Here is a 24,275-nt window from a genome sequence, read left to right on the forward strand (position 1 = left end):
CGGCATCTTTGCAGAACGAAGGGCTGGTGCGGGGGCGGATTGGGTGTTAAATATGGGATTACACGAGTCATCATGACACGTGTAACCAAACCGAAGACGTGTAACCGTGGACCTGGGGAGCCGACCATGGGCAACCACTGCCCCGAGCAGGACGCCATGCGTGAGACCGCCGTCGAAGCCGCCCTGGGGAAACTCGATCTGACCGCCAAGGTCGCCCTGCTCGCCGGCGCCGACATGTGGTCCCTGCCCGCCAACGAGGACATCGGGCTGGGACGGCTGGTGATGTCCGACGGCCCGGCCGGCGTCCGCGGCGAGCGCTGGACCCCTGACGACCCGTCGGTCGCCATCCCGTCGCCGACGGCCCTGGCCGCCACCTGGGACCCGGAACTGGTGCACCGCGTCGGCGGCCTGCTGGCGCAGGAGGCCCGCCGCAAGGGCGTGCACGTGGTCCTGGCACCCACCGTCAACCTGCACCGCAGCCCGCGTGGCGGACGTCACTTCGAGGGCTACTCCGAGGACCCGCTGCTGACCGGCGAGATCGGCGCGGCCCTGGTCGGCGGCGTCCAGGACGGCGGTGTCGCCACCACGCCCAAGCACTGGGTCGCCAACGACTCCGAGACCGAGCGCTACACCGTCGACGTCCGCGCCGACGAGCGCACCCTGCGCGAGCTCTACCTGGCCCCGTTCGAGGCCATCGTGCGCAAGGCCCGCCCCTGGGGCCTGATGGCCGCGTACAACCGGGTCAACGGCCGCAGCATGAGCGAGCACGACGAGCTCAACAACGGTGTGCTGCGCGCGGAGTGGGGCTTCGACGGGATCCTGGTCTCGGACTGGACCGGCGCCCGCGACACCGTCCGCGCCGCCCTCGGCGGCCTGGACATCGCCATGCCGGGACCGGTCACCGTCTACGGCGAGCACCTGGTCGCCGCGGTCCGCGACGGCCGCGTCCCGGAGCAGTCCGTGGACGAGCTGGCCCGCCGGGTGCTGCGGCTGGCCGCCAGGGTCGGCCTGCTGGCGGACGCCCCCGCCGTCGTCGCCGAGCCGCCCGCCCCGGTCGACGGCGAGGCGCTGGCCCGCGAACTGGCCGCGCGCTCGTTCACCCTGGTCGGCAATGACGGCATCCTGCCGTTGGAGCCGGGCCTGGGCTCGGTCGCGCTGATCGGTGCGGCGGCCGCGGAGGCGCGGATCGGCGGAGGCGGCAGCGCCCAGGTCTTCCCGACCCGGGTCACCAGCCCGCTGGACGGGCTGCGCGCCGCACTGCCCGCCGGCACGGCCCTCGGCTACGCCCTGGGCGCGGACCCGCGCACCCATGTGGCCCCGCTCAGGGCCGGGGTGACCGCCGAACTGCTCGGCGCCGCAGGCGAGGTGCTGACGACGGCTCAGCTGCCCGACGGCTCGGTCCGCTGGATCGGCGAACTCCCGGACGGCGTCGGCTTCGACGTCCTGCGGGCCGTCCGCGCCACGGCGACGCTGGTCCTGCAGGCGACGGGCGTGCACCGGCTGGCGATCCGGGGCGCGGGCCGGTTCGTTCTGGAGGCCGCGGGCCGGGTGCTGTTCGACGGCGTGGTGCAGCTGGAGGGCGACGACCCCGCCGCCGCCTTCCTCAACCCGCCGGAGGCCGTGTTCGAGCTGGAGCTACCGGGCGGCGCGCCGGTCGCGGTGACGCTGACGCACACCCTGCCGCAGGCCTCCGGCTTCGCCGGCTTCGGCCTGGTGTCCTTCGCGCTCGGCCATTCCGAGCCGGTGGCCACCGCCGACGAGCTGATCGACGAGGCGGTGGCGTTGGCCGCGGCGGCGGACGTCGCGGTGGTCGTGGTGGCCACCACCGAGGAGGTCGAGAGCGAGGGCGTGGACCGGACCGGCCTGGCGTTGCCCGGCCGCCAGGACGAGCTGGTGGCGCGGGTCGCCGCGGCCAATCCGCGCACGGTGGTCGTGGTCAACGCGGGCGCCCCGGTGCTGATGCCGTGGCGCGAGGACGTCGCCGCCGTGCTGCTGACCTGGTTCCCGGGCCAGCAGGCCGGCGCGGCGCTGGCCGACGTGCTGCTCGGCGCCGTCGAGCCCGGCGGTCGGCTGCCCACCACCTGGCCCGCCGAGGAGGCCGACTGCCCGGTCTGGGAGGTCGTGCCCACCGAGGGCGTGCTCGACTACGACGAGGGCCTGTTCATCGGCTACCCGGCCTGGCAGCGTCGCGGGACCGCGCAGCCCGCGTACTGGTTCGGGCACGGGCTCGGTTACACCGACTGGGAGTACCAGGGGTTGGAGGTGCGGCTCGGCGTGGGCACGGGCGCCGACGCCGCGGACGGTGACGGCGACCCCTACGCCGCGCGCGCCGAAGCGGTGGTGCGGGTGCGCAACACCGGGGCGCGCGTCGGGCGCGAGACCGTCCAGGTCTACCTGGCCCCCGACGGCTCCGACTGCACCCGTCCGGACCGCCGGCTGGCCGGCTTCGCCGTGGTGACGGCCGAGCCGGGCGAGACGGTGGAGGCCCGGGTTCCGCTGCCGCTGCGGTCCTTCCAGACCTGGGGCGACGCGGGCTGGTCGGTCCGGCCCGGGACCTATGCGGTGGAGGCCGGCCGCAGTGTGGCCGACCGGCGGCTGACGGTCGCCCTGGACCTGCCTGCCGCAGGCGGGCGCTAGTCGCCCTGGGCCAGCACCAGGGCGATCAGGTCGGACTGACTGTCCGTCAACTGCGGTTCGGCGCAGTGCACCGGGCTGCGGCCGTCGACGCTGATGGTGTAGTGGAACCCGTCCGGCACTCCGAAGGTCGGCGTCCGGGTGCAGGCCCCGAGGGCTTCGCGTGCCAGCGCGTGGATGTGCGGGGCGTCCGGGCGCCCCTCGGTCTCCAGCACGGAGGCCCGGGGGGCGCCGAGGAAGCCGCCGGAACGGGTCACCTGGATACGCATGGTTGCCAGTGTGCGGCACAGGGTGACCGTTCGACCAGGGGTGCAGCGCCCCATAGGGGCGCGGGGAACTGCGCGAACAACCATCTACGGCGGTCAGGCCGGTGCAACGACCCCGACCTGCACCCACGCATCCCGCACCGCCGCCACCTCCGCCGCGCCGTAGCGCGCCCCCGCCGCGGCCACCGTCGCCGCGGCGAAGGTCGCGAAGTCCGCCGACGCGGGCAGCGTCCCGCCGGTCAGCACGTCGTACCAGATCTGCCCGGTCTTCTCCCAGGCGAAGCCGCCGATCGCGGTGGCCGCCAGGTAGAAGGCGTGGTTGGGGATGCCCGAGTTGAGGTGGACGCCGCCGTTGTCGTCGCTGGTGTCGACATATCCGGCCATGGTGGCCGGCTGCGGGTCCTGACCCAGGTTCGGGTCGTCGTAGGCGGTGCCCGGGGCCTTCATGGAGCGCAGGGCGACCCCGTGCACGCCCGGCGCGAGCAACCCCGCGCCGATGAGCCAGTCGGCCTGGTCCGCCGTCTGCTTGAGGCTGTACTGCTTCACCAGCGAGCCGAAGACGTCCGAGACCGACTCGTTGAGCGCGCCGGACTGGTCCTGGTAGTCCAGGCCGGCGCTGTACTGCGTGACCCCGTGGGTGAGTTCGTGTCCGATCACGTCCACCGAGACGGTGAAGTCGTTGAACAGCGTCCCGTCCCCGTCGCCGAAGATCATGCGCTCGCCGTTCCAGAAGGCGTTGTCGTACCGCTGGCCGTAGTGCACGGTCGCGTCCAGCGGCAGTCCCCGCCCGTCGATGGAGTGCCGGGCGTAGGCGGCCAGGTAGAAGTCGAAGGTCGCCCCGAGGCCGTCGTAGGCGCGGTCCACGGTCTGGTCGGGGACCGGCGCCGCGCCCTCGGTGCGGACCACCCGGCCGGGTAGCCGCTGGGTGTGGTGGTCGTCACAGACGGTGCGCTCCGCGGTGTCCAGGACACGCTCCCGCACGATCCCTTCGGGCGTCGACGGTGCCTCGGCCCGGTGCACGCGGTTGAGCGCGTCCAGGGCCAGCGAGCGCTCCGCGGCCTCCCGGACGGCGTCGTCCTCGGCGTGCGCGACCAGGTGTTCGAGGATGTGCGGAGGGACGATGCCGCAGAAGACCGGTACTGTCATGTCACTCAAAGTGCCACAGCAACGACGCTGTGTCACCACTCGTGCACGGACTTCGGGACCTTTGTCCCGTCTCAAAAGGCGGAACATCCCTGGGTTCTGCTGTGGCGGTCCGTAAGGCTGGGCTAGGGTGGACGCATCATGCGTGCCCGGCTGCTTCTTCTTAGCTGCCGCGGCGAGGGCCTGTAGTTCACACAAGGCCGACTCCCTCGCCGCGGGGAGCTGTGCTGTGCGCTTGTATAGAGCGTCGGTCGTCGGTTTCCTCCGCCCGAACCTCTCAGGGAGCATGAACCCCATGTCCGACACGCCTTTCAACGAGCGGCCCACCCCTGTCACCGCCGCGACCGTGCGCCAGCAGCCGTCCGGGATGCCGTTCCAGCGCTACGTACCCTTCGGCACCGTCGACCTGCCGGACCGCACCTGGCCGTCCAAGGTCATCACCAAGGCCCCCCGCTGGCTGTCCACCGACCTGCGCGACGGCAACCAGGCGCTGATCGACCCGATGTCCCCGGCCCGCAAGCGGGCGATGTTCGACCTGCTGGTGCGGATGGGCTACAAGGAGATCGAGGTCGGCTTCCCGTCCTCCGGCGCCACCGACTTCGACTTCGTGCGCAGCATCGTCGAGGAGGGCGCGATCCCCGAGGACGTCACCATCAGCGTGCTGACCCAGGCCCGCGAGGACCTGATCGCCCGCACCGTGGAGTCGCTGGTCGGCGCTCCCCGGGCGACCGTCCACCTCTACAACGCGACCTCGCCGCTGTTCCGCCGGGTGGTCTTCAAGGGCTCCAGGGACGACATCAGGAACATCGCCGTGGACGGCACCCGGGTGGTGATGGAGTACGCCGAGAAGCTGCTGACCGAGGACACCGTCTTCGGCTACCAGTACTCGCCGGAGATCTTCATCGACACCGAGCTGGACTTCGCGCTGGAGGTCTGCGAGGCGGTGATGGACGTCTGGCAGCCCGCCGAGGGTCGCGAGATCATCCTCAACCTGCCCACCACGGTGGAGCGTTCCACGCCCAACGTCTACGCCGACAAGATCGAGTGGATGTCGCGGAACCTGTCCCGCCGCGAGTTCATCGCGCTGTCCACCCACCCCCACAACGACCGCGGCACCGGCGTGGCCTCCGCCGAGCTGGCCGTGATGGCCGGCGCCGACCGGGTCGAGGGCTGCCTGTTCGGGCAGGGCGAGCGCACCGGCAACCTGGACCTGGTCAACGTCGGGATGAACCTGTTCTCCCAGGGCGTGGACCCGATGATCGACTTCTCGGACATCGACGAGATCCGTCGCACCTACGAGTACTGCAACCAGATGGTCGTCCCCGAGCGCCACCCCTACGCCGGCGACCTGGTCTACACGTCCTTCTCCGGCTCCCACCAGGACGCCATCAAGAAGGGTTTCGACGCCCTGGAGGCCGACGCCGCCGCGGCCGGCCACCCGGTCGGCGAGCACACCTGGGGCGTGCCGTACCTGCCGATCGACCCCAAGGACGTCGGCCGCTCCTACGAGGCCGTGATCCGGGTCAACAGCCAGTCCGGCAAGGGCGGCATCGCCTACGTCCTGAAGAACGACCACAAGCTGGACCTGCCGCGCCGGATGCAGATCGAGTTCTCGAAGATCATCCAGGCCAAGACCGACACCGAGGGCGGCGAGGTCACCCCGGCCGAGATCTGGTCCACCTTCGAGGACGAGTACCTGCCCACCCCGGACGCCCCCTGGGGCCGGATCCAGCTGGGCGCCTACGCCACCGGCAGCACCGCCGAGGGCAAGGACACCATCACCGTCCAGGCCGTGGTGGACGGTTCGCCGGTCGAGCTGTCCGGCACCGGCGACGGCCCGCTGGACGCCTTCTTCGGCGCGCTGGCCTCGATCGGCGTCGACGCCCGGCTGCTGGACTACGTCGAGCACACGCTGAGCCAGGGTTCCGGCGCCCAGGCCGCCTCCTACTGGGAGTGCGCCGTGGACGGACAGGTGCTGTGGGGCGTCGGCATCGACACCAGCATCGTCCGGGCCTCCATCAAGGCCGTCGTCAGCGCCGTCAACCGGGCGCACCGCGGCTGACACCCGGATCGCACCGGATCGCGCCCGGACCGCACCCCTGGCGCATCCGGCCTGGTGGGCACCGGCTCCCGCGCCAAACCTGGCGGGGGCCGGTGATCTCCACCACAAATTTCTGATCCGGCAGCCGCACGGGGTACTGACAGGGTGTCATCGCGCATGGCAGCATCGGTGCAACCGACAGAGGAGTCGGTGCTGCAGGCAGGGGAGTGTGCCGTGACGATGCTGGTGACCCCCAAACTGGTCGAGCTCCGGGCGCGTTGGCGCACCGAGTCGCTCGGGGAGTTCTTCTGCCCGGGCTGCGGCGGTGACCGCAACTACCGCCGCCAGGGCGGTCGCAGGTGGCTGCGGCTGCTCGGGCTGCCGCTGCTGCCGGTGGGCGACGCGGGAATCACCCTGCAGTGCACCGCCTGCCGGGCCCGCTACGGCCTGGACGCCCTGGAGCGTCCCACCTCCGGCAATCTGCTGGCGATGCTGCGCACCGCGCAGTACACCGTGGTGCTGGCCGTCCTCGCCGCCGGCGGCACCGCCCGCAGCACCCGTGACACCGCCCTCGGCGTGATCCACGACGCCGGCTACCCCGAACTGGACGAGCCCCAGGTGCTGGCCGCCCTCGCTGCCCTCACCGGCGGCGACGAGGACCTGGTCGAGCTGTACGGCTGCGGCAGCGGCCTGGCGGTGGAGCTCCACACCGCACTGGAGCCGCTGGCCCCGCACCTGATCGGCCCGGGACGGGAGCGCCTGCTCACCCAGGGCGCCCTGGTCGCGCTCGCCGACGGCCCGTACCGCCCCACCGAGCGCGAGGTGCTGCGCGCGGCCGGGCGCTGCCTCAAGCTCACCCCGGCGCAGATCGACGCGACCCTGGCGGCGGCGACCCGGCAGCCGCACTCCTGAGCGGTCCGGTCCTGCTCCGTCGGTCGGGTGCGCGACAATGGCGGGCATGAGTCTGTTCCGCGACGACGGGGTGGTGCTCCGGACCCAGAAGCTGGGCGAGGCGGACCGCATCATCACCCTGCTCACCCGCCAGCACGGCCGGGTGCGCGCGGTCGCCCGCGGAGTGCGCCGGACCAAGTCCAAGTTCGGCGCCCGGCTGGAACCCTTCTCCCATGTCGACGTGCAGTTCTTCTCCCGCGGCGAGGAACTGGTCGGACGCCATCTGGCGCTGTGCACCCAGGTGGAGACGATCACCCCGTACGGCAGCCGGATCGTCGACGACTACGGCCGCTACACCGCCGCCACCGCGATGCTGGAGACCGCCGAGCGCTTCACCGAGAACGAGGGCGAACCGGCGGTCCAGCAGTACCTGCTGCTGATCGGGGCCCTGCGCACGCTGGCCACCGGCGAGCACGACTCCCCGCTGGTGCTGGACGCCTTCCTGCTGCGCTCGCTCTCCGTCAACGGTTACGCCCCGTCGTTCGGCGACTGCGCCAAGTGCGGGATACCGGGCCCCAACCGCTTCTTCTCGGTGCAGACCGGTGGAGCGCTCTGTCCCGACTGCCGAGTGCCCGGCAGTGTCGTACCCTCCCCTGAGACACTGGTTCTGCTGGGGGCGCTGCTGTCCGGCGACTGGGAGACTGCGGACGCCACCGAGGCCCGGCACGCCCGCGAGGGCAGCGGCCTGGTGGCGGCGTACGTCCAGTGGCACCTGGAGCGGGGGCTTCGCTCGCTCCGGTACGTCGATCGTTGAGTTGGAGAACAGAGAGCTCATGGCAACAGCACGGCGCGGACTCTTCGGCGGCGGTCGGCAGCGGGAGTACCTGCCCCCGTCCCCGCACCCCAGCGGCGCCCGGCCGCCCAAGATCCCGGGCGAGCTGGTCCCCGAGCACGTGGCCGTGGTCATGGACGGGAACGGCCGCTGGGCCAAGGAGCGCGGGCTGCCGCGGACCGAGGGCCACAAGGTCGGCGAGAGCGTCGTGCTGGACGTGCTCAAGGGCTGCATCGAGTTGGGCGTGAAGAACCTCTCGCTCTACGCCTTCTCCACCGAGAACTGGAAGCGGTCGCCCGAGGAGGTCCGCTTCCTGATGAACTTCAACCGCGACGTGATCCACCGGCGCCGCGACGAGATGAACGAGATGGGGATCCGGATCCGCTGGGCCGGGCGGATGCCGAAGCTCTGGAAGAGCGTGGTGCAGGAGCTCCAGGTCGCCGAGGAGATGACCCGCGACAACGACGCGATGACGCTCTACATGTGCGTCAACTACGGCGGCCGCGCGGAGATCGCCGACGCTGCGGCGGCGCTGGCGGCGGACGTGGCCTCCGGCAGGCTTGACCCGAAGAAGGTCAACGAGAAGACCCTCGCCAAGTACATGTACCACCCGGACATGCCGGACGTGGACCTCTTCATCCGCCCCAGTGGGGAGCAGCGGACCTCCAACTTCCTGCTGTGGCAGTCGGCGTACGCGGAGATGGTCTTCCAGGACGTGCTGTGGCCCGACTTCGACCGCCGCGACCTGTGGCGCGCCTGCGAGGAGTTCGCTTCGCGCGACCGCCGCTACGGCGGTGCCCTCCCCAACGAAGTGAGCCTCCCCAAGCAGGGGTGAGCTTTGCGCAGAGGGTGACCGTCGCGGGTGGTTGCCGTTCGCGCAGTTCCCCGCGCCCCCAGCATGTGCAACTGGCTCAGTTGCAGCACCTCAGGGGCGCGGGGAACTGCGCGACAAACCACCCACTGACGTAGAGCCTGTCAGCTAGCCCTCGGACGCTGCGCACTCCGCGCACGTCCCGAAGATCTCCAGTGTGTGGGCCACGTCCACGAACCCGTTGTCGCGGGCGACCCCCTCGGCCCAGCGTTCCACCGCCGGTCCCTCCACCTCGACCGTCCGTCCACAGGACCTGCAGACCAGGTGGTGGTGGTGCCCACTGCTGCACCGTCGGTAGACGGCTTCGCCGTCGTCGGTCCGCAGGACGTCGATCTCGCCGGCGTCCGCCAGCGACTGCAGGGTGCGGTAGACGGTGGTGAGCCCGACCGAGTCGCCCCGGTGCTTCAGCAGGTCGTGCAACTCCTGCGCACTGCGGAAGTCGTCGACCTCGGCGAGCAGCGAGGAGACCGCGGTGCGCTGCCGGGTCGACCGGGCGGGGGACGACGGCTGCGTTGATGCTCGCTGCGCGGGCGACGGCGTCACCGGGACTCCTCTGGGGCGGGCTCTCGAACAGCAGGGTTTCGAACAGCAGGGCTTCGAACGGTGGGGTTTGGAACGGTGGGCTTTCGAACAATCGGTGCCGTCGCCATTGTGCCAGCCGGGACCGGCTTTCCGGCGCCCGCACGCGCCACGGGCCCGGACGCCCACCTCTTGAAAACCATGTTCATCTACAATGGTAACCATTGTCAAACCGAGCCGCCGGGGCCCGCTCGCCGCAACGGATGTGAAACCCCTGCCGCCGGCACCGGTAACCTGAGGTATTCGGTCGCGTTCCCCGGCTCGTTCCCCTGGCCGTGACGCGTCCCGCGTGCAATGAAATCCATCACTGACCGCATTCGTCGTACTGAAGAGAGCACTGTGGCCGCCGACAAGATCGACACCATCGTCAGCCTGAGCAAGCGCCGTGGCTTCGTCTATCCCTGCAGCGAGATCTACGGTGGCCAGAAGGCCGCCTGGGACTACGGGCCGCTGGGTGTCGAGCTGAAGGAGAACATCAAGCGGCAGTGGTGGCGCAACATGGTCACCAGCCGTGAGGACGTTGTCGGCCTCGACTCGTCCGTCATCCTCGCCCGCGAGGTCTGGGAGGCCAGCGGCCACGTCGCGACCTTCAGCGACCCGCTGACCGAGTGCACCTCCTGTCACAAGCGCTACCGCGCCGACCACCTGGAGGAGGCCTACGAGGCCAAGCACGGCCACGTCCCGGCCAACGGCCTCGCCGACATCAACTGCCCCAACTGCGGCAACAAGGGCGGCTTCACCACGCCCAAGCCGATGTCCGGGATGCTGCAGACCCACCTGGGCGCGTTCAACGCGGACGACCCGGCCGGTCTGGCCTACCTGCGCCCGGAGACCGCGCAGGGCATCTTCATCAACTTCGCCGCCGTGCAGCAGACCTCGCGCAAGAAGCCCCCGTTCGGCATCGGCCAGACCGGCAAGAGCTTCCGCAACGAGATCACCCCCGGCAACTTCATCTTCCGCACCCGCGAGTTCGAGCAGATGGAGATGGAGTTCTTCGTCAAGCCCGGCGAGGACGAGAAGTGGCACGAGTACTGGCTGCAGGAGCGCTGGAACTGGTACATCGACCTCGGCATCCGTGAGGAGAACCTGCGCTTCTACGAGCACGCCAAGGAGAAGCTCTCCCACTACGCCAAGCGCACGGTCGACATCGAGTACCGCTTCAACTTCGGCGGCAACGAGTTCGGCGAGCTCGAGGGCATCGCCAACCGCACCGACTACGACCTGACCCAGCACAGCGAGCACTCCGGCCAGGACCTCAAGTACTTCGACCAGGAGTCCGGCGAGCGCTGGTTCCCGTACGTGATCGAGCCCGCGGCCGGTGTCAACCGCGCGATGCTGGCGTTCATGCTGGACGCCTACCGCGAGGACGAGGCCCCCAACGCCAAGGGCGTGATGGAGAAGCGCGTGGTGATGCGCCTGGACCCGCGGCTCGCGCCGGTCAAGGTCGCCGTGCTGCCGCTGTCGCGCAACGCCGCCCTCTCCCCGAAGGCCCGCGGCCTGGCCGCGGACCTGCGCAAGCACTGGAACGTCGAGTTCGACGACGCCGGCGCCATCGGCCGCCGCTACCGCCGCCAGGACGAGATCGGCACGCCGTTCTGCATCACCGTCGACTTCGACACCCTGGACGACAACGCGGTGACCGTGCGCGAGCGCGACACCATGGAGCAGCAGCGGATCTCGCTGGACCAGGTCGAGGGCTTCCTCGCCGGCAAGCTGCTCGGCTGCTGACTGCTGGGCTGCTGACGGTCCGACAGCCGCACACGGCGCCGCCCCCGAACCGGAGACGATCCGGTTCGGGGGCGGCGCCGTGTCGCTGGTCGGGGCGGTCAGGCCGGCTGCGGCAGGGAGCGCAGCGCCAGCCGGGCGCAGAGGCAGGCCAGCGGCAGTTCGGCGAGGACCGCCATGGCCAGTGCGGTGGCCAGGGCCTGGCCCGGGGCGGCGGTGGTCACGTCGAACCAGGCGTCGGTCAGCAGCAGGACCGCGGTGCCCGCGGCGGTGAGGCAGAGCCGCGGATCGGCCCGGCGCAGCAGCAGTCCGGTCAGCACCAGACCCGCCGCCTCCAGGGAGTCCAGCCCGACCCAGTTCCACGCGCCGGAGGCGGCGAGGACGCCGAGCCAGGGGACCAGCACCAGGCCGAGCCCGACCAGGGCGCGGGCGACCAGCTCGGGCCGGGGGAGCGCGGGCCGGGGGAGTACCGGGCGCGGGAGCGCCGGCCGGGGGAGCGGGGTGGCGGTGTACGCGGGCGGGAAGGGCGCGGCGACGAGGAGCATGCTCACCGCGACCACCCCGCGCGCACCCGCAGCCGCTCGCTCGTACCGTCGCGGCGGGTCACGGTCACCCGGTCGAAGCAGCCCTCCAGGGTGGCCAGCCAGAACGATCCGGCCGCGGTGATCGCCTCGGCCGGCTGCCGGGTGTGGTTCCGCTGGGTGCACAGCACCGCCGGTGGTATTCCGTCGGGTGGCAGATGGCCCCAGGCGAGCACCGAGGGACGCCCGTTGGACGAGGCCCGGCGGGCGCCGCGGAGCAGGTCCGCGGCCAGCGGCCGGGCCACCAGGATGTCCAGCAGCAGACCCGCGTTGTAGACCTCCAGGGCGGTCCGCCCCCGCGTCCCCAGCGCGAACCGTACCGACCACGGCGAGTCGAGCAGCGGCAGGTCGTCGAGGTCGAGGTCGAGCGTCGGATAGGGCTGCGGCATGGTCATCAGGGTCCCTCCCCAAGCTGTGAGCCACCTGAAAGGACGCCGTGCGGCCGATGGCTCCCGGTCACAGTGATCAGCCTCCCGGAAACGGGGGCCGGCGTCGGTAGCGCATGGATCCGACCCGGGGGTGGTGCCAGGTACACCCTGACAGGGACTCAGGGTTCATGGCCGGGGGCCGATCGTCTCTCCTAGGCTCTGGCTCATGGCAACGACAACCCCCGGAGCGTCCCGGATGATTCCGCTCCCGACCCGGCGAACGCTGCTGCGGGTGCTGGGCGGACCGGTGCTGCTCTGGGGCTGGCGGGAGACCGGGTTCGTCGCTGCCGGGGTGCCGCTGGCCCTGCTGACCGGGGGCGTGGTCGCGCTGCTGCCGAAGCTGCCGGCGGTCGCAGTGCTGCTGGTGCTGTTCCTGCTGGGCCTGCGGCCGCTGCTCACCCGGCTGCAGCGGAGCCGGTTCCGGTCGCTGCTGGGCCTGGACATCCCGGAGATCCCCGGCCCGGACCGGCCGCTGCACGGTTGGCGCCGGCTGCGGGTGCTCCGGGCCGAGAGCACCTGGCGGCAGTTGGCCTACCACCTGCTGGCCGGGCCGCTGGTGGCCGCGCTGGCGGTGCTGGTGCTGGCCGGCTGGACGGTGGGGCTGGTGCTGTCCACCGTCTACGCCTGGTGGATGCTGGTGCCGTCGGACAGCCTGATCGCCACCCAGTCGGACAAGGGCAACCTCTGGATGACGGTGACGGGGGCGCTGTTCCTCTGGGCGATGCCCTGGGCGGCGCTGCTGGTACGCCAGTTGGACACCAGGGCGGCAGCCGCGCTGCTCGGCCCGAACCGGGCCAGGGAGCTCCAGCGCCGGGTCGAGTCGCTGGCGGAGAGCCGCAGCGAGGTCGTCGACGCGGCGGACGCCGAACGCCGCAGGATCGAGCGCGACCTGCACGACGGCGCCCAGCAGCGGCTGGTCTCCATGGCGATGAACCTGGGACTGGCCCGGCGGATGCTCAAGGGACTCCCGGCGGACGTACAGGCGCCGCGCGCCATGGAGGTGATCGAGGAGGCGCACCGCGAGGCCCAGGCGGCGATCGTGGAACTCCGGGACCTGGTCCGCGGCCTGCACCCGGTGGTGCTGGAGGACCGGGGCCTGGACGCGGCGCTGTCCGGCATCGCCGCCCGCGCCCCGCTCCCGGTCCGGCTGACGGTCGGACTGCAGCAGCGGGCCTCCCCCGCGGTGGAGGCGGTGGCCTACTTCGTGGTCTCCGAGGCGCTGGCGAACACCGCCAAGCACGCGCGCGCCTCGCGGGCCGAGGTGTCGGTACGGCAGAGTGGCTCGCGCATCGTGATCACCGTGCTGGACGACGGGATCGGCGGTGCGGACCCGGCGAAGGGCACCGGGCTCTCCGGGCTGCGGCAGCGCGCCGCCTCGGTGGACGGGACCCTCGCCGTCAGCAGCCCCCCAGGGGGCCCCACCACTCTCACCGTGGAGTTGCCGTGCGTGCTGTGATCGCCGAGGACTCGGTCCTGCTGCGAGTCGGACTGGTCAAGGTGCTGGAGGCGGTCGGCTACGAGGTCGTGGCCGCGGTCGGCGAGGCCGAGGCGCTGCTGGCGGCGGTGGCGGAGCACAGCCCCGACGTGGTGGTGACCGACGTCCGGATGCCGCCCGGATTCACCGACGAGGGCGTGCGCGCGGCCCTGATGATCCGTCAGCAGTGGCCGGCAGTGGCCGTTCTGCTGCTGTCGCAGTACGTGGAGGAGCGCTACGCCGCCGACCTGCTGGTCGGCAACGTCCGTGGCGTCGGCTATCTGCTGAAGGAGCGGGTGGCCAATGTGGACGACTTCCTGGACGCGCTGGAGCGGGTCGCCGCCGGCGGCACCGCGCTGGACCCCGAGGTCGTCTCGCAGCTGCTGCTGCGCCGGCAGAGCGGTCCGCTGGACTCGCTGACCCCGCGCGAACGCGAGGTGCTGTCGCTGATGGCGGAGGGCAGGTCGAACGCGGCCATCGCGCAGGCCCTGGTGGTCAGCGAGAGCGCGGTGGCCAAGCACATCAACAACATCTTCATGAAGCTGGCGCTCTCCCCGACCGAGGGGGAGCACCGCAGGGTGATGGCGGTCCTGCGCTTCCTGGACCAGCGGACCTGACCTTTCTGATGGGGGAGACATGAACCGAGGCGTGATCACGTTCAACGGGCCCGACTCCGTGAAACGGACCCTGTGGTGGGTCGTGGCGCTGGTCACCGCGCTGGCGGTGGCCTCGACCACGGGGCTGCTGCTGGTAGGGAAGCTTGCCCGGCGGGACGCCACCTCGACCTGGACCAGCAGCCATGCGATCTCCAAGGTGCGGATCAACGCGGCCGGGGGCACGGTCGAGGTCGACGGCGGCCCGACCGGCGGCACGGTGACGGCGCGGCAGGACGTCGGCTGGCTCACCTCCAGGCCGGTCGTCAACTACACCTGGGACAAGGACACCCTGGTGGTGTCGGTGTCCTGCTCCGGCGGCGCGTTGCTCGGTTCGCTCAACTGCCAGGCCGACGTGCGGCTGCAGGTTCCGGCCGGCACGGCTGTCGACTCGGTGACCGACTCGGGCCCGGTGGTGGTCAACCGGGTGTCGGGGGCGGTAAACCTCCGCTCGCGCTCGGGTCCGCTGACCGTCAGCGATGTCAGCGGACCGTTGACGCTGTCGTCGGACTCCGGTCCCGTCGAGGGCGACGGTCTGCGGTCCGCCACGGTGGCCGTCCACAGCTCTTCGGGGCCGCAGTCGCTGAACTTCGCGAGCGCACCGCAGTCGGTCACCGCCGACTCGGACTCGGGCCCGATCGACGTCGCCCTTCCCAGGAACACCCACTACCAGGCGACGGCCAGTTCCAGGAGCGGACCGGCCTCGGTGGACGAAGGGCTGGACGACCCGAGCAGCACCGGCACCGTCAAGGTGACCAGCCGTTCGGGCCCGGTGGACATCTCCTACGGCTCATGACGTCGTGGGCAGCCGGCCGGTGTCGGGATCGCGCGAGGTCAGGCAGTAGGTCCCGCCGGCCGGGTCCCGCATCACCGTCCACCGCTGCTCACGACGCACCACCTCGGCCCCGAGCCGCAGGTGCAGCGCCGTGGTCTCGGCGACATCGGCGCAGGCCAGGTCCAGGTGGGCCGAGGTCGGCCGCTCCTCCTCCAGCCGGTGCAGCAGGATCTGCACCGGGATCCCGGCACCGGCCGGGGGCCGCACCATGCGGAACTCCGGCCGGGAGCCACGCTCGGAGCCCCAGCCGGTGAGACCAGCCCAGAAGTCCGTCTCCGCGTCGAAGACGCTCGGCGCGAGGTCGATGGCCACCTGGTCGAGGCGGACGCCGCCCTCGGGCTCGGGGCGTTCGGCCGCGCCGTCCCAGGGCATCACGCAGAACAGCTGACCGCCGGGGGAGCGCAGCACCACCCAACTCCCGTGGTCGGCCACGACGACGGCGCCCGAGGCGACCGCCTCGGACCGGAACACCTCGTAGTCGTCGACGGCCAGGTCCAGATGCGCGCCGCCGTCCCCGTCGACGCCCTGCAGCTTGAGGTGGGCGTCCGCGCCCGCCCGCTGCGGCAGCAGTGTCAGGAACTCGCCCTGCTCGCCACGCGGGGCGGACCGGCCGGTGCCGGTGACAGCCGTCCAGAAGGCGCTGCTCTGCTCGAAGCGGTCGAGCGGCCGGTCGATGAACGCGTACACCCAGCGGATCACTGCGCCAGCCTCTCCCGTGCCTCCATCAGTGCGAATCCCAGCAGGTTCAGCCCGGGCCAGCGGGCCGGGTCGTCGGCCCGCTCGTCGTCGGCCGCCAGCCCGATCCCCCACACCCGGTCCACCGGGCTGGCCTCCACCAGCACCCGGTCCTGGGTCCCCAGCAGATAGTCGCGCAGCGCCGGATCCTGCCCGAACTTGGCGACATTGCCCTGCACCACCAGCTCGAACCGGGCCGCCGTCCACGCCGCGTCGTCGAAGCCGCGCACCAGCCGGCCCCGCTGCTTGGCCTCGGCGGGGGTCCGCGCGGCGAGGATCCCCGGCACCGACTCCTCGTCACCGAACAGCCGCGCCTTGCCCGCCATCATCCAGTGCTCCGCCGAGGCGTACTCCACCCCGTCGACCGCGAACACCGAAGGCCACCACTGACTCAGCGCCCCGGCCCCCACCGAACCGTCCCTCTGCGCCCGATGCCCCCAGAACATCAGCCACTTGGGCCGCGCCCCGGCCGCCACCAGCGCGGCCAGCCCCTCCCGGCTGCGCGTCCGCGCCGGGTGCTGTTTCTCACTCGTCGTCATACCGGTGATCCTTCCATCCGCCACCGACACCAGGCCAAGCAGTTTCCGGCATGCAGCAGGCCCCCGGCCGAGGGTGTCGGCAGGGGGCCTGGAGGCTACGGACCGCGCGGCGGGTCAGCCGATGCGGCGGGGGAGGCGGGTGGAGAGGGCGATGACGGCCAGGGTGAGCACGAACTGCAGGGCCAGCACCAGGGTCAGGGCGTCGTGCATGCCGTGGGTGGGGGAGAGGGTGAGGAAGAGCGTGCCCAGGGTGGCCACGCCGAGGGCGAGGCTGGACTGCTGGGTGGTGGCGAGGATGCCGCCGCCGACGCCGGCCCGCTCGGCCGGGATCTCGGAGAGGATCAGCCGGATCAGCGGGGGCATCACCAGGCCCTGTCCGGTACCGGCGACGACCATGCCGGGCAGCAGCACCAGCGGGCTGAGGCCGGACCAGTCGGTGGCCACGGTGACCGTGAGCACCACCAGGCCCAGGGCCTGGATCACGGCGCCGGTGCGGATCACCTTGCTGCCGTAGCGGGTCAGCAGCCGCGGTCCGGCCAGCGAGGCGACGAAGAAGCCGACGGCCATCGGGACCATGGCCACGCCGGAGGCGATCGGGCCCTCGTTCAGGCCGACCTGCAGGGCCACCGCCATCACCACCATGAAGCCGCCGAAGCCGGTGAAGAAGGGGACGGCCATGGTGAGACCGGTGCGCAGACCGTGGATGCGCAGCAGCGACAGCGGGATCAGCGGGATGTTGCCGGCCTGCTCCGAGCGGCGCTCGGTGCGGACGAAGGCGTAGCCGAGGAAGGGGACGGCGGCCAGCAGGGTCCAGGTCCACCAGGCCCAGCCGACCGCGCGGCCCTCCATCAGCGGGATCAGCAGTGCCAGCAGCGTCGCGGCCAGCAGGCCGGTGCCGGGCAGGTCGACCTTGGCCGGGTTGGCCGAGCGGGTCTCCGGGACGGAGCGCAGTGCCAGCACCGCGGCGACCAGGGCGACCGGGACGTTCACCAGGAAGATGAAGCGCCAGCCGGTGCCGAACAGGTTCGCCGAGAGCAGCACCCCGCCGAGGACCTGGCCGATGACGACCGAGATCCCGCCGACCGCGCCGTAGATGCCCATGGCGCGGGCCTTGCGCTCGCCCTGGGTGGCGGACTGGATGGTGGCCAGCGCCTGCGGCAGCATCAGCGCCGCCGCCGCGCCCTGCAGCACCCGGGCGCCGACCAGCGCCAGCGCGGTCGGGGCCAGGCCGCAGGCCAGCGAGGTCAGGCCGAAGGCCAGGGAGCCGGCGATGAACAGCCGGCGGCGGCCGAAGAGGTCACCGAGCCGTCCGCCGAGGACCAGCAGCACGGCGTAGGCGATGCCGTAGCCGGCCACGAAGAGTTCCAGCGTCGCCGGGCCGGCGACCAGGTCCTTGTCGATGGTGGGCAGGGCGACATTGACGATGAAGAAGTCCAGCATCGGCAGGAAGGCGCCGAGCAGGACGGTGAACAGGCCCAGGGTGCTGAGCCGGGGGGCGGCCGGCGCCGGCTTGGGGCCGGTGCCGCCGAGCTTGGTGACGGTTGGCAGGACGTTCGCCCGGGTTGCGGGTGCGGTCAGTGGAGTAGCCATGGCCACTACTTTCCGCCTCTGCTTAGCCTGGTACCAGTGTCTGGTTATCCTGGTAGCGGTACTACCTGGCACAGGGATGCCCAGGGGTGCATCCTGGTAGACATGGCCACCGCATCAGCTCCCGCCGCCGCCCCGCTCGAACTGGTCCCCTCCGCCGCCCCCGAGGACGTCCGCCGCCGTGAGCTGGCCGGCTTCCTCCGCAGCCGGCGCGAGCGGATCTCGCCCGAGCAGGTCGGCCTGCCCGCGGTCGGCCGGCGCCGGACGCCGGGGCTGCGCCGCGAGGAGGTGGCGCTGCTCGCCGCCGTCGGGGTCACCTGGTACACCTGGCTGGAGCAGGCCCGGGACATCCAGGTCTCCCCGCAGGTACTGGACGCCATCTCGCGGGCCCTGCTGCTGGACGCCAACGAGCGCCAGCACCTGTTCATCCTGGCCGGCACCGTGGACCCGGCGCCCCCGGCGACCTGCCCGACGGTCACCCCGTCGGTCCAGGCGCTGATGAAGCAGCTGGAGCCCTACCCCTGCGCGGCGATGAACAGCCGCTACGACGTCCTGGCCTACAACAGCACCTACCGGCTGCTGGTCACCGACCTGGACGAGGTCGCGCCCGAGGACCGCAACCTGATGCTGCTGGCCTTCACCCACCCGGACTGGAAGCGCAACCTGGTGGACTACGAGCAGGCGACGGCGCTGATGGTGGCCAAGTTCCGCAGCGCCATGGCCGACCATGTCGCCGAGCCGGCCTGGAAGGCGCTGCTCAAGCGGCTGCGGCTGGCCTCGCCCAAGTTCGACGCGCTGTGGCAGCAGCACGAGGTCGGCATGACCGGCAACGGTGAGAAGCGCTTCCTCAACCCGCACGTCGGGCTGCTGCACTTCGAGTTCACCACGCTGTGGCTGGGCCCGCGGCCCAGCACCCGGATCGTCAGCTACACCCCCGCCGACGAGGAGACCCGGGAGCGGATCGAGCGGCTGCACAAGCTGGCCACCTCAAGCTGACCACGGAGAGCCGACCGCTGGGCCTGGCGGCCCGGGCCGCCGGATCGGGGTGGGACAATGGGGGGTCCGCCCAGTGATCAGGAAGAGCGAGAGATGACCAGGACCGTCGCAGCCCCCACCACCGCCCCGCTGAAGCTGGGCGGCATCCAGGTGTGGCCGCCGGTCGTGCTGGCGCCGATGGCGGGCATCACCAACGCCCCGTTCCGCACCCTGTGCCGGGAGCAGTCCGGCGGCAAGGGGCTGTTCGTCTCCGAGATGATCACCACCAGGGCGCTGGTCGAGCGGGACCGCAAGACCATGCGGCTGATCGGCTTCGACGCCTCCGAGACGCCCCGCTCCATCCAGCTGTACGGGGTGGACCCGGTCACCGTCGGCCGCGCCGTCCGCATGATCGCGGACGAGGACCTGGCCGACCACATCGACCTCAACTTCGGCTGCCCGGTGCCCAAGGTGACCCGCAAGGGCGGCGGCTCCGCGCTGCCGTACAAGCGGAACCTGCTGCGGGACATCCTGCGCCAGGCGGTCGGCAACGCCGGCGGGCTGCCGGTCACCATGAAGATGCGCAAGGGCATCGACGACGACCACATGACCTACCTGGACGCCGGGCGGATCGGCGCCGAGGAGGGCGTGTCCGCGATCGCCCTGCACGGGCGCACCGCGATCCAGCACTACAGCGGGGTGGCCGACTGGTCCGCCATCGCCCGGCTGCGCGAGTCCGTCCCGGACCACGTCCCGGTGCTGGGCAACGGCGACATCTGGTCGGCCGACGACGCGGTGCGGATGGTGCGCGAGACCGGCTGCGACGGTGTGGTGGTCGGCCGCGGCTGCCTGGGCCGCCCCTGGCTGTTCAAGGAGCTGGTCTCGGTCTTCGAGGGCGAGACCGAGTACGCGCGGCCGGACTTCTCCTACGTGGCCGGTGTGATGTACCGGCACGCCCAGCTGCTGGGCGAGTGGATCGGCGACGAGAAGCACGGCGTCGTGGACTTCCGCAAGCACGTGGCCTGGTACACCAAGGGCTTCTCGGTCGGCTCCGAGCTGCGCCGCGCGTTGGCCCTGGCCTCCTCGCTGGACGAGCTGGCCGAGCACCTCGCCGCCGTCGACCAGGACCAGCACTGGCCCGAGAGCGCCGACGGCCCGCGCGGCCGGACCTCCGGGGCCAACCGGGTGGTGCTCCCGGAGGGCTGGCTGGACGACCCCTACGACTGCGCCGTACCCAGCGCGGACGCCGAACTGGACACCAGCGGCGGCTGAGGCTTACGGAATCTACGTCCGACAGGTGGCCGGAGGCGTGCGGGGGCACGTGACTCTGGCCACATTGGTGCTCACTTTGCGTCAGAAGGACGCAAAAGCGCAGGTGGGCCGGGGGGCGGAACGGCTTCCGAACGTGCTCGCGTCACCGGGTGGCGCAAACGTCCAGGCAATCAAGCCAAGGCAACGGAAGCGACACCGATCATGAACGCTGAGTAGCGCTGGTGTGATCTTGCGGTTTCGGTCCGTTCAACCTTTGAAGGCGGGCTAACGTCAGGGCGACGATTTCAGTTTCCTAGGCGAAGGCCGATCCGGTGCATTCGATCTACTGGGTTACCGGCGGGTACAAACCACTGACGGCCCAACGGGGGCGCTGAAACGCCTTTGATCTGGGTATGTTTCCGGTCGTCAGGGCAACCGTGCGGCAGGAGAACAGACCCGTGTCGGCAGAGCAGAAATTCGTTTACGACTTCACCGAGGGCAACAAGGATCTCAAGGACCTGCTCGGCGGGAAGGGTGCGAACCTCGCCGAGATGACCAACCTCGGTCTCCCGGTCCCTCCCGGGTTCACCATCACCACCGAGGCCTGCAAGGTCTACCTGGAGACCGGCGACGAGCCGGCCTCGCTCCGCGACGAGGTGAGTGCGCACCTCGACGCGCTGCAGCAGCAGATGGGCAAGCAGCTCGGCGACTCGGCCGACCCGCTGCTGGTCTCGGTCCGCTCGGGTGCCAAGTTCTCCATGCCCGGGATGATGGACACCGTCCTCAACATCGGACTGTCCGACGCCTCGGTGAGCGGCCTGGCCGCCCAGTCCGGCAACGACCGCTTCGCCTGGGACTCCTACCGCCGCCTGATCCAGATGTTCGGCAAGACCGTGCTGGGCGTGGAGGGCGACCTGTTCGAGGAGGCGCTGGAGCGGGCCAAGCAGGCCAAGGGCACCAGCGACGACCTGGACCTGGACGCCGCCGACCTCAAGGCGATCGTCGAGGACTTCAAGGCCATCGTCCGCGACCACACCGGCCGCGACTTCCCGCAGGACCCGCGCGAGCAGATGGACCTCGCCGTCCACGCCGTCTTCGACAGCTGGAACAGCGACCGGGCCAAGCTCTACCGCCGCCAGGAGCGCATCCCCGGCGACCTGGCCACCGCCGTCAACATCTGCTCCATGGTCTTCGGCAACCTGGGCTCCGACTCCGGCACCGGCGTCGCCTTCACCCGCGACCCGGCCAGCGGCCACCAGGGCGTCTACGGCGACTACCTGCAGAACGCGCAGGGCGAGGACGTGGTCGCCGGCATCCGCAACACCATGCAGCTGGCCGAGCTGGAGGGGCTGGACAAGGCCTCCTACGACCAGCTGATGTCCATCATGGAGACCCTGGAGAACCACTACCGGGACCTCTGCGACATCGAGTTCACCATCGAGCGCGGCAAGCTGTGGATGCTGCAGACCCGGGTCGGCAAGCGCACCGCCGCGGCCGCCTTCCGGATCGCCGTCCAGCTGGTCGACCAGGGCCTGATCGACCTGGACGAGGCCCTGCACCGGGTCACCGGCGGCCAGCTGGCCCAGCTGATGTTCCCCCGCTTCGACGAGAAGACCAAGGCCGAGCGGGTCGCCTGGGGCATCGCCGCCTCGCCCGGCGCGGCCGTCGGCAAGGCCGTCTTCGACTCCTACACCGCGGTCAAGTGGTCCCGCTCCGGCGAGCAGGTGATCCTGGTCCGCCGGGAGACCAACCCGGACGACCTGGACGGCATGATCGCCGCCGAGGGCATCCTCACCTCCCGCGGCGGCAAGACCTCGCACGCGGCCGTGGTCGCCCGCGGCATGGGCAAGACCTGTGTCTGCGGCGCCGAGGAGCTGGAGGTCGACACCAAGAAGCGCCGCTTCATGACCGCCGACGGCAAGGTGGTGGAGGAGGGCGACCTGATCTCCATCGACGGCTCCACCGGCAAGGTCTACCTGGGCGAGGTCCCGGTGGTCCCCTCCCCGGTGGTGGAGTACTTCGAGGGCACCCTGCACGCCGGCGCCGACGAGGAGGGCGGCCTGGTCCAGGCGGTGCACCGGCTGATGGCCCACGCCGACGTCCGCCGCAAGCTGCGAGTACGGGCCAACGCCGACAACGCGGACGACGCCAACCGCGCCCGCCGCTTCGGCGCCCAGGGCATCGGGCTGTGCCGCACCGAGCACATGTTCCTCGGCGAGGAGCGGCGCAAGGAGGTCGAGCACCTGATCCTGGCCGACAACGACAAGGACCGCGAGTCGGCCCTGGCGACGCTGATGCCGCTGCAGAAGGGCGACTTCGTCGAGCTGTTCCAGGCCATGGACGGACTGCCGGTGACGGTGCGGCTGCTCGACCCGCCGCTGCACGAGTTCCTGCCCGACATCACCGAGCTCTCGGTGCGGGTCGCCCTCGCCGAGGCCCGCAAGGACCCCAACGAGAACGACCTGCGGCTGCTCCAGGCCGTGCACAAGCTGCACGAGGCCAACCCGATGCTCGGCCTGCGCGGGGTACGCCTCGGCCTGGTCATCCCCGGCCTGTTCGGGATGCAGGTGCGGGCCATCGCCGAGGCCGCCGCAGAGCGCCGCCGCGGCGGCGGGGACCCCCGCCCCGAGGTGATGATCCCGCTGGTCGGGACGGTGCAGGAGCTGGAGATAGTGCGGGACGAGTGCGAGCAGGTGCTGCGCGAGGTCCAGGCCGCGACCGGGGTCAAGCTCGACATCAAGCTCGGCACGATGATCGAGCTGCCGCGCGCCGCGCTGACCGCCGGTCAGATCGCCGAGGCGGCGGAGTTCTTCTCCTTCGGCACCAACGACCTGACCCAGACGGTGTGGGGCTTCTCCCGGGACGACGTGGAGGCCTCCTTCTTCACGGCCTACCTGGAGAAGGGCATCTTCGGGGTCTCCCCGTTCGAGACCATCGACCGCGACGGAGTCGGCGCCCTGGTCAAGCACGCCGTGAAGGAGGGCCGGGCGACCCGCCCCGACCTCAAGCTCGGCGTCTGCGGCGAGCACGGCGGCGACCCGGACTCGGTCCACTTCTTCCACCAGGCCGGGCTGGACTACGTGTCCTGCTCGCCCTTCCGGATCCCGGTGGCGCGCCTGGAGGCAGGCCGCGCCGCCATCGAGACCGCGGGCAGCGACTCGCGCTGACAAACCCTCACCGGAGCCCCTCACTCCGGTTGTCAGCGCGAGGCAACCCCTCCCAACACCCCCGTCCCCGACCAAGGATGAGGGCCGGGAGGGGGCTGCCCGCCCAAGCACGGCGGCGCTCGGCGCAGAGTACCCGCCGTACGGCCGGGGCGGTGGGACGGACAATGGCGTCCGTCCCACCGCCCCGGCCTCTTTTGCGTGCCAGTCTCTTTTGCGCGCCGGGCTACGCCGAGATGAGCGGTCTGGACGGCTCCACCGCGATCCGCGGAGTGGCGACCCGCAGCTCCAGCTGGACCCGGGCCACCGGCCACTCCTCGTCCAGGATCGAGTAGAAGGCCGTGCCCCGGACCAGGCCGTCGAGCCCGCGGGTGTGGGCCCGGTGCACTCCTTCCAGCACCGCGCCCAGCCGCTCGATCGCCGCGCGGGACCGCGCGTTACGGGCGTCGGCGCGCATGGAGATCCGGCGCACGCCCCAGACGTCGAAGGCGTGACGCAGCATCAGCAGCTTGGCCTCGGTGTTGATGCCGGTGCCCTGCGCCCTCGCGGACAGCCAGGTGGCGCCGATCTCGGCGGCGTCCGGGATCGCCGCCAGCGGATCGCCGACCGGGCCGCGTGGGGCCGGCGGCCAGATCACCGGGCCCTGCCAGTAGTCCAGCTCGCAGAACCGGGTCGAGCCGACCACCGTGCCGTCACTGACCCGGACGGTGGCGAAGGGCACGGCGCGGCCGGCCTCCTGGGCGGCCAGCGCTTCCGCCACGTAGCGGGCGGTCGCCTCGATGCCGTGCGGGACGGGGGTGAAGGCGTAACTGCTGCGGTCCTCCGCCGCCGCGGCGGCGAGGGGTTCGATGTGACGTACGTCGAGTGGCTCCAGCCGCACCGAGCGGCCGACGAGGGAGACAGGTACGGGCACGGGCCTTGTGTCCTTCAGGCGGCGGGACATGGGGGTGCGCCCAGCGGTTCCGGGTACGGCGACGGAGCGCGTCAGCCGTGGCGGCGCGGGGAGCGAGGGGACAGTTTCTGTCCGGGAGATGGCCGAGGAAGGAACGAGAGCGCGAAGGACAGCGGGCG

At 71.4% G+C, this 24,275-nt stretch carries 21 protein-coding genes; 12 read left to right on the forward strand and 9 right to left on the reverse strand.

The window, feature by feature from the left end; genetic code table 11:
* Positions 1 to 126 precede the first annotated feature (126 nt).
* Positions 127 to 2,637 (forward strand): beta-glucosidase family protein, encoded by a 2,511-nt coding sequence (locus IF29_RS0106665; protein ID WP_030250923.1) that lies wholly within the window; start codon positions 127 to 129, stop codon positions 2,635 to 2,637.
* On the opposite strand, the gene IF29_RS0106670 is transcribed toward IF29_RS0106665, so the two are convergent.
* Together IF29_RS0106670 and IF29_RS0106675 are read right to left on the reverse strand one after the other, a co-directional pair.
* On the reverse strand, positions 2,634 to 2,903 hold the full coding sequence (locus IF29_RS0106670; protein ID WP_030250925.1) for a protealysin inhibitor emfourin: 270 nt from the start codon (positions 2,901 to 2,903) through the stop codon (positions 2,634 to 2,636). The genes IF29_RS0106665 and IF29_RS0106670 overlap by 4 nt on opposite strands.
* A gap of 93 nt (positions 2,904 to 2,996) precedes the next feature.
* Positions 2,997 to 4,046, reverse strand: a complete 1,050-nt coding sequence (locus tag IF29_RS0106675) for a M4 family metallopeptidase (protein ID WP_030250927.1) — start codon at positions 4,044 to 4,046, stop codon at positions 2,997 to 2,999.
* 292 nt (positions 4,047 to 4,338) lie between these two features.
* Between IF29_RS0106675 and leuA the strand changes: the two genes are divergently transcribed.
* The 4 genes from leuA (at position 4,339) to IF29_RS0106695 (ending at position 8,642) form a co-directional block, all read left to right on the forward strand.
* Complete coding sequence (gene leuA / locus IF29_RS0106680; protein WP_030250929.1) at positions 4,339 to 6,105, forward strand: 2-isopropylmalate synthase; 1,767 nt, start codon at positions 4,339 to 4,341, stop codon at positions 6,103 to 6,105.
* 219 nt (positions 6,106 to 6,324) lie between these two features.
* Positions 6,325 to 6,996 (forward strand): TerB family tellurite resistance protein, encoded by a 672-nt coding sequence (locus IF29_RS0106685; protein WP_030250931.1) that lies wholly within the window; start codon positions 6,325 to 6,327, stop codon positions 6,994 to 6,996.
* Between the two features lie 46 nt (positions 6,997 to 7,042).
* A complete protein-coding gene (gene recO, locus IF29_RS0106690) occupies positions 7,043 to 7,789 on the forward strand; it encodes a DNA repair protein RecO (protein WP_030250934.1) in 747 nt (248 codons plus the stop codon).
* Positions 7,790 to 7,808: 19 nt separating this feature from the next.
* The gene (locus IF29_RS0106695; RefSeq protein WP_030250937.1) at positions 7,809 to 8,642 is read left to right on the forward strand and encodes an isoprenyl transferase; all 834 of its coding nucleotides are present in this window, start codon (positions 7,809 to 7,811) and stop codon (positions 8,640 to 8,642) included.
* 144 nt (positions 8,643 to 8,786) lie between these two features.
* Here IF29_RS0106695 and IF29_RS0106700 read toward each other — a convergent pair whose 3' ends face one another.
* Positions 8,787 to 9,221: a Fur family transcriptional regulator gene (locus tag IF29_RS0106700; RefSeq protein ID WP_030250940.1), complete on the reverse strand. Its 435-nt coding sequence runs from the start codon at positions 9,219 to 9,221 to the stop codon at positions 8,787 to 8,789.
* Between the two features lie 375 nt (positions 9,222 to 9,596).
* Here IF29_RS0106700 and IF29_RS0106705 point away from each other — a divergent pair, with 375 nt between their 5' ends.
* Positions 9,597 to 10,985: a glycine--tRNA ligase gene (locus tag IF29_RS0106705; protein ID WP_030250943.1), complete on the forward strand. Its 1,389-nt coding sequence runs from the start codon at positions 9,597 to 9,599 to the stop codon at positions 10,983 to 10,985.
* Between the two features lie 98 nt (positions 10,986 to 11,083).
* Here the strand turns inward: IF29_RS0106705 and IF29_RS0106710 are convergent, their stop codons facing one another.
* Both IF29_RS0106710 and IF29_RS0106715 read right to left on the reverse strand, forming a co-directional pair.
* Positions 11,084 to 11,527, reverse strand: coding sequence for a hypothetical protein (locus tag IF29_RS0106710; RefSeq protein WP_030250945.1), 444 nt, complete (start codon positions 11,525 to 11,527; stop codon positions 11,084 to 11,086).
* A 2-nt stretch (positions 11,528 to 11,529) separates the two neighbouring features.
* Positions 11,530 to 11,958: a hypothetical protein gene (locus tag IF29_RS0106715; RefSeq protein ID WP_030250948.1), complete on the reverse strand. Its 429-nt coding sequence runs from the start codon at positions 11,956 to 11,958 to the stop codon at positions 11,530 to 11,532.
* A gap of 199 nt (positions 11,959 to 12,157) precedes the next feature.
* Here IF29_RS0106715 and IF29_RS0106720 point away from each other — a divergent pair, with 199 nt between their 5' ends.
* Genes IF29_RS0106720 through IF29_RS43255 form a run of 3 tightly spaced genes read left to right on the forward strand, consistent with a single transcriptional unit; the run spans position 12,158 to position 14,914 of the window.
* Positions 12,158 to 13,447, forward strand: coding sequence for a sensor histidine kinase (locus IF29_RS0106720; protein ID WP_232242045.1), 1,290 nt, complete (start codon positions 12,158 to 12,160; stop codon positions 13,445 to 13,447).
* Positions 13,435 to 14,082 carry a response regulator gene (locus tag IF29_RS0106725; RefSeq protein ID WP_030250952.1) on the forward strand — a complete coding sequence of 216 codons (648 nt, stop codon included), beginning with the start codon at positions 13,435 to 13,437 and terminating at the stop codon, positions 14,080 to 14,082. The genes IF29_RS0106720 and IF29_RS0106725 overlap by 13 nt, the downstream gene beginning before the upstream one ends.
* A 31-nt stretch (positions 14,083 to 14,113) precedes the next feature.
* Positions 14,114 to 14,914, forward strand: a complete 801-nt coding sequence (locus IF29_RS43255; protein ID WP_051724962.1) for a DUF4097 family beta strand repeat-containing protein — start codon at positions 14,114 to 14,116, stop codon at positions 14,912 to 14,914.
* On the opposite strand, the gene IF29_RS0106735 is transcribed toward IF29_RS43255, so the two are convergent.
* The 3 genes from IF29_RS0106735 to IF29_RS0106745 form a co-directional block, all read right to left on the reverse strand.
* Positions 14,909 to 15,652: a VOC family protein gene (locus IF29_RS0106735; RefSeq protein ID WP_030250958.1), complete on the reverse strand. Its 744-nt coding sequence runs from the start codon at positions 15,650 to 15,652 to the stop codon at positions 14,909 to 14,911. The two genes, IF29_RS43255 and IF29_RS0106735, sit on opposite strands and share 6 nt — an antisense overlap.
* The gene (locus IF29_RS0106740) at positions 15,649 to 16,227 is read right to left on the reverse strand and encodes an NADAR family protein (protein ID WP_051724963.1); all 579 of its coding nucleotides are present in this window, start codon (positions 16,225 to 16,227) and stop codon (positions 15,649 to 15,651) included. The genes IF29_RS0106735 and IF29_RS0106740 overlap by 4 nt, the downstream gene beginning before the upstream one ends.
* Before the next feature lie 114 nt (positions 16,228 to 16,341).
* Positions 16,342 to 17,817, reverse strand: a complete 1,476-nt coding sequence (locus tag IF29_RS0106745; protein ID WP_037594434.1) for an MFS transporter — start codon at positions 17,815 to 17,817, stop codon at positions 16,342 to 16,344.
* Positions 17,818 to 17,919: 102 nt separating this feature from the next.
* Between IF29_RS0106745 and IF29_RS0106750 the strand changes: the two genes are divergently transcribed.
* From IF29_RS0106750 to ppdK, 3 genes are all read left to right on the forward strand, one after another.
* Positions 17,920 to 18,810, forward strand: coding sequence for a helix-turn-helix transcriptional regulator (locus IF29_RS0106750; protein WP_030250966.1), 891 nt, complete (start codon positions 17,920 to 17,922; stop codon positions 18,808 to 18,810).
* 93 nt (positions 18,811 to 18,903) lie between these two features.
* The gene (dusB, locus tag IF29_RS0106755) at positions 18,904 to 20,061 is read left to right on the forward strand and encodes a tRNA dihydrouridine synthase DusB (protein WP_030250969.1); all 1,158 of its coding nucleotides are present in this window, start codon (positions 18,904 to 18,906) and stop codon (positions 20,059 to 20,061) included.
* A gap of 392 nt (positions 20,062 to 20,453) precedes the next feature.
* On the forward strand, positions 20,454 to 23,207 hold the full coding sequence (gene ppdK, locus IF29_RS0106760; RefSeq protein WP_051724964.1) for a pyruvate, phosphate dikinase: 2,754 nt from the start codon (positions 20,454 to 20,456) through the stop codon (positions 23,205 to 23,207).
* A gap of 223 nt (positions 23,208 to 23,430) precedes the next feature.
* On the opposite strand, the gene IF29_RS0106765 is transcribed toward ppdK, so the two are convergent.
* Positions 23,431 to 24,117 carry a GNAT family N-acetyltransferase gene (locus tag IF29_RS0106765; protein WP_030250974.1) on the reverse strand — a complete coding sequence of 229 codons (687 nt, stop codon included), beginning with the start codon at positions 24,115 to 24,117 and terminating at the stop codon, positions 23,431 to 23,433.
* Positions 24,118 to 24,275: the final 158 nt, after the last annotated feature.

It is taken from the genome of Streptacidiphilus jeojiense, assembly GCF_000719095.1.
In the GTDB taxonomy this organism is placed as follows: domain Bacteria; phylum Actinomycetota; class Actinomycetes; order Streptomycetales; family Streptomycetaceae; genus Streptacidiphilus; species Streptacidiphilus jeojiensis.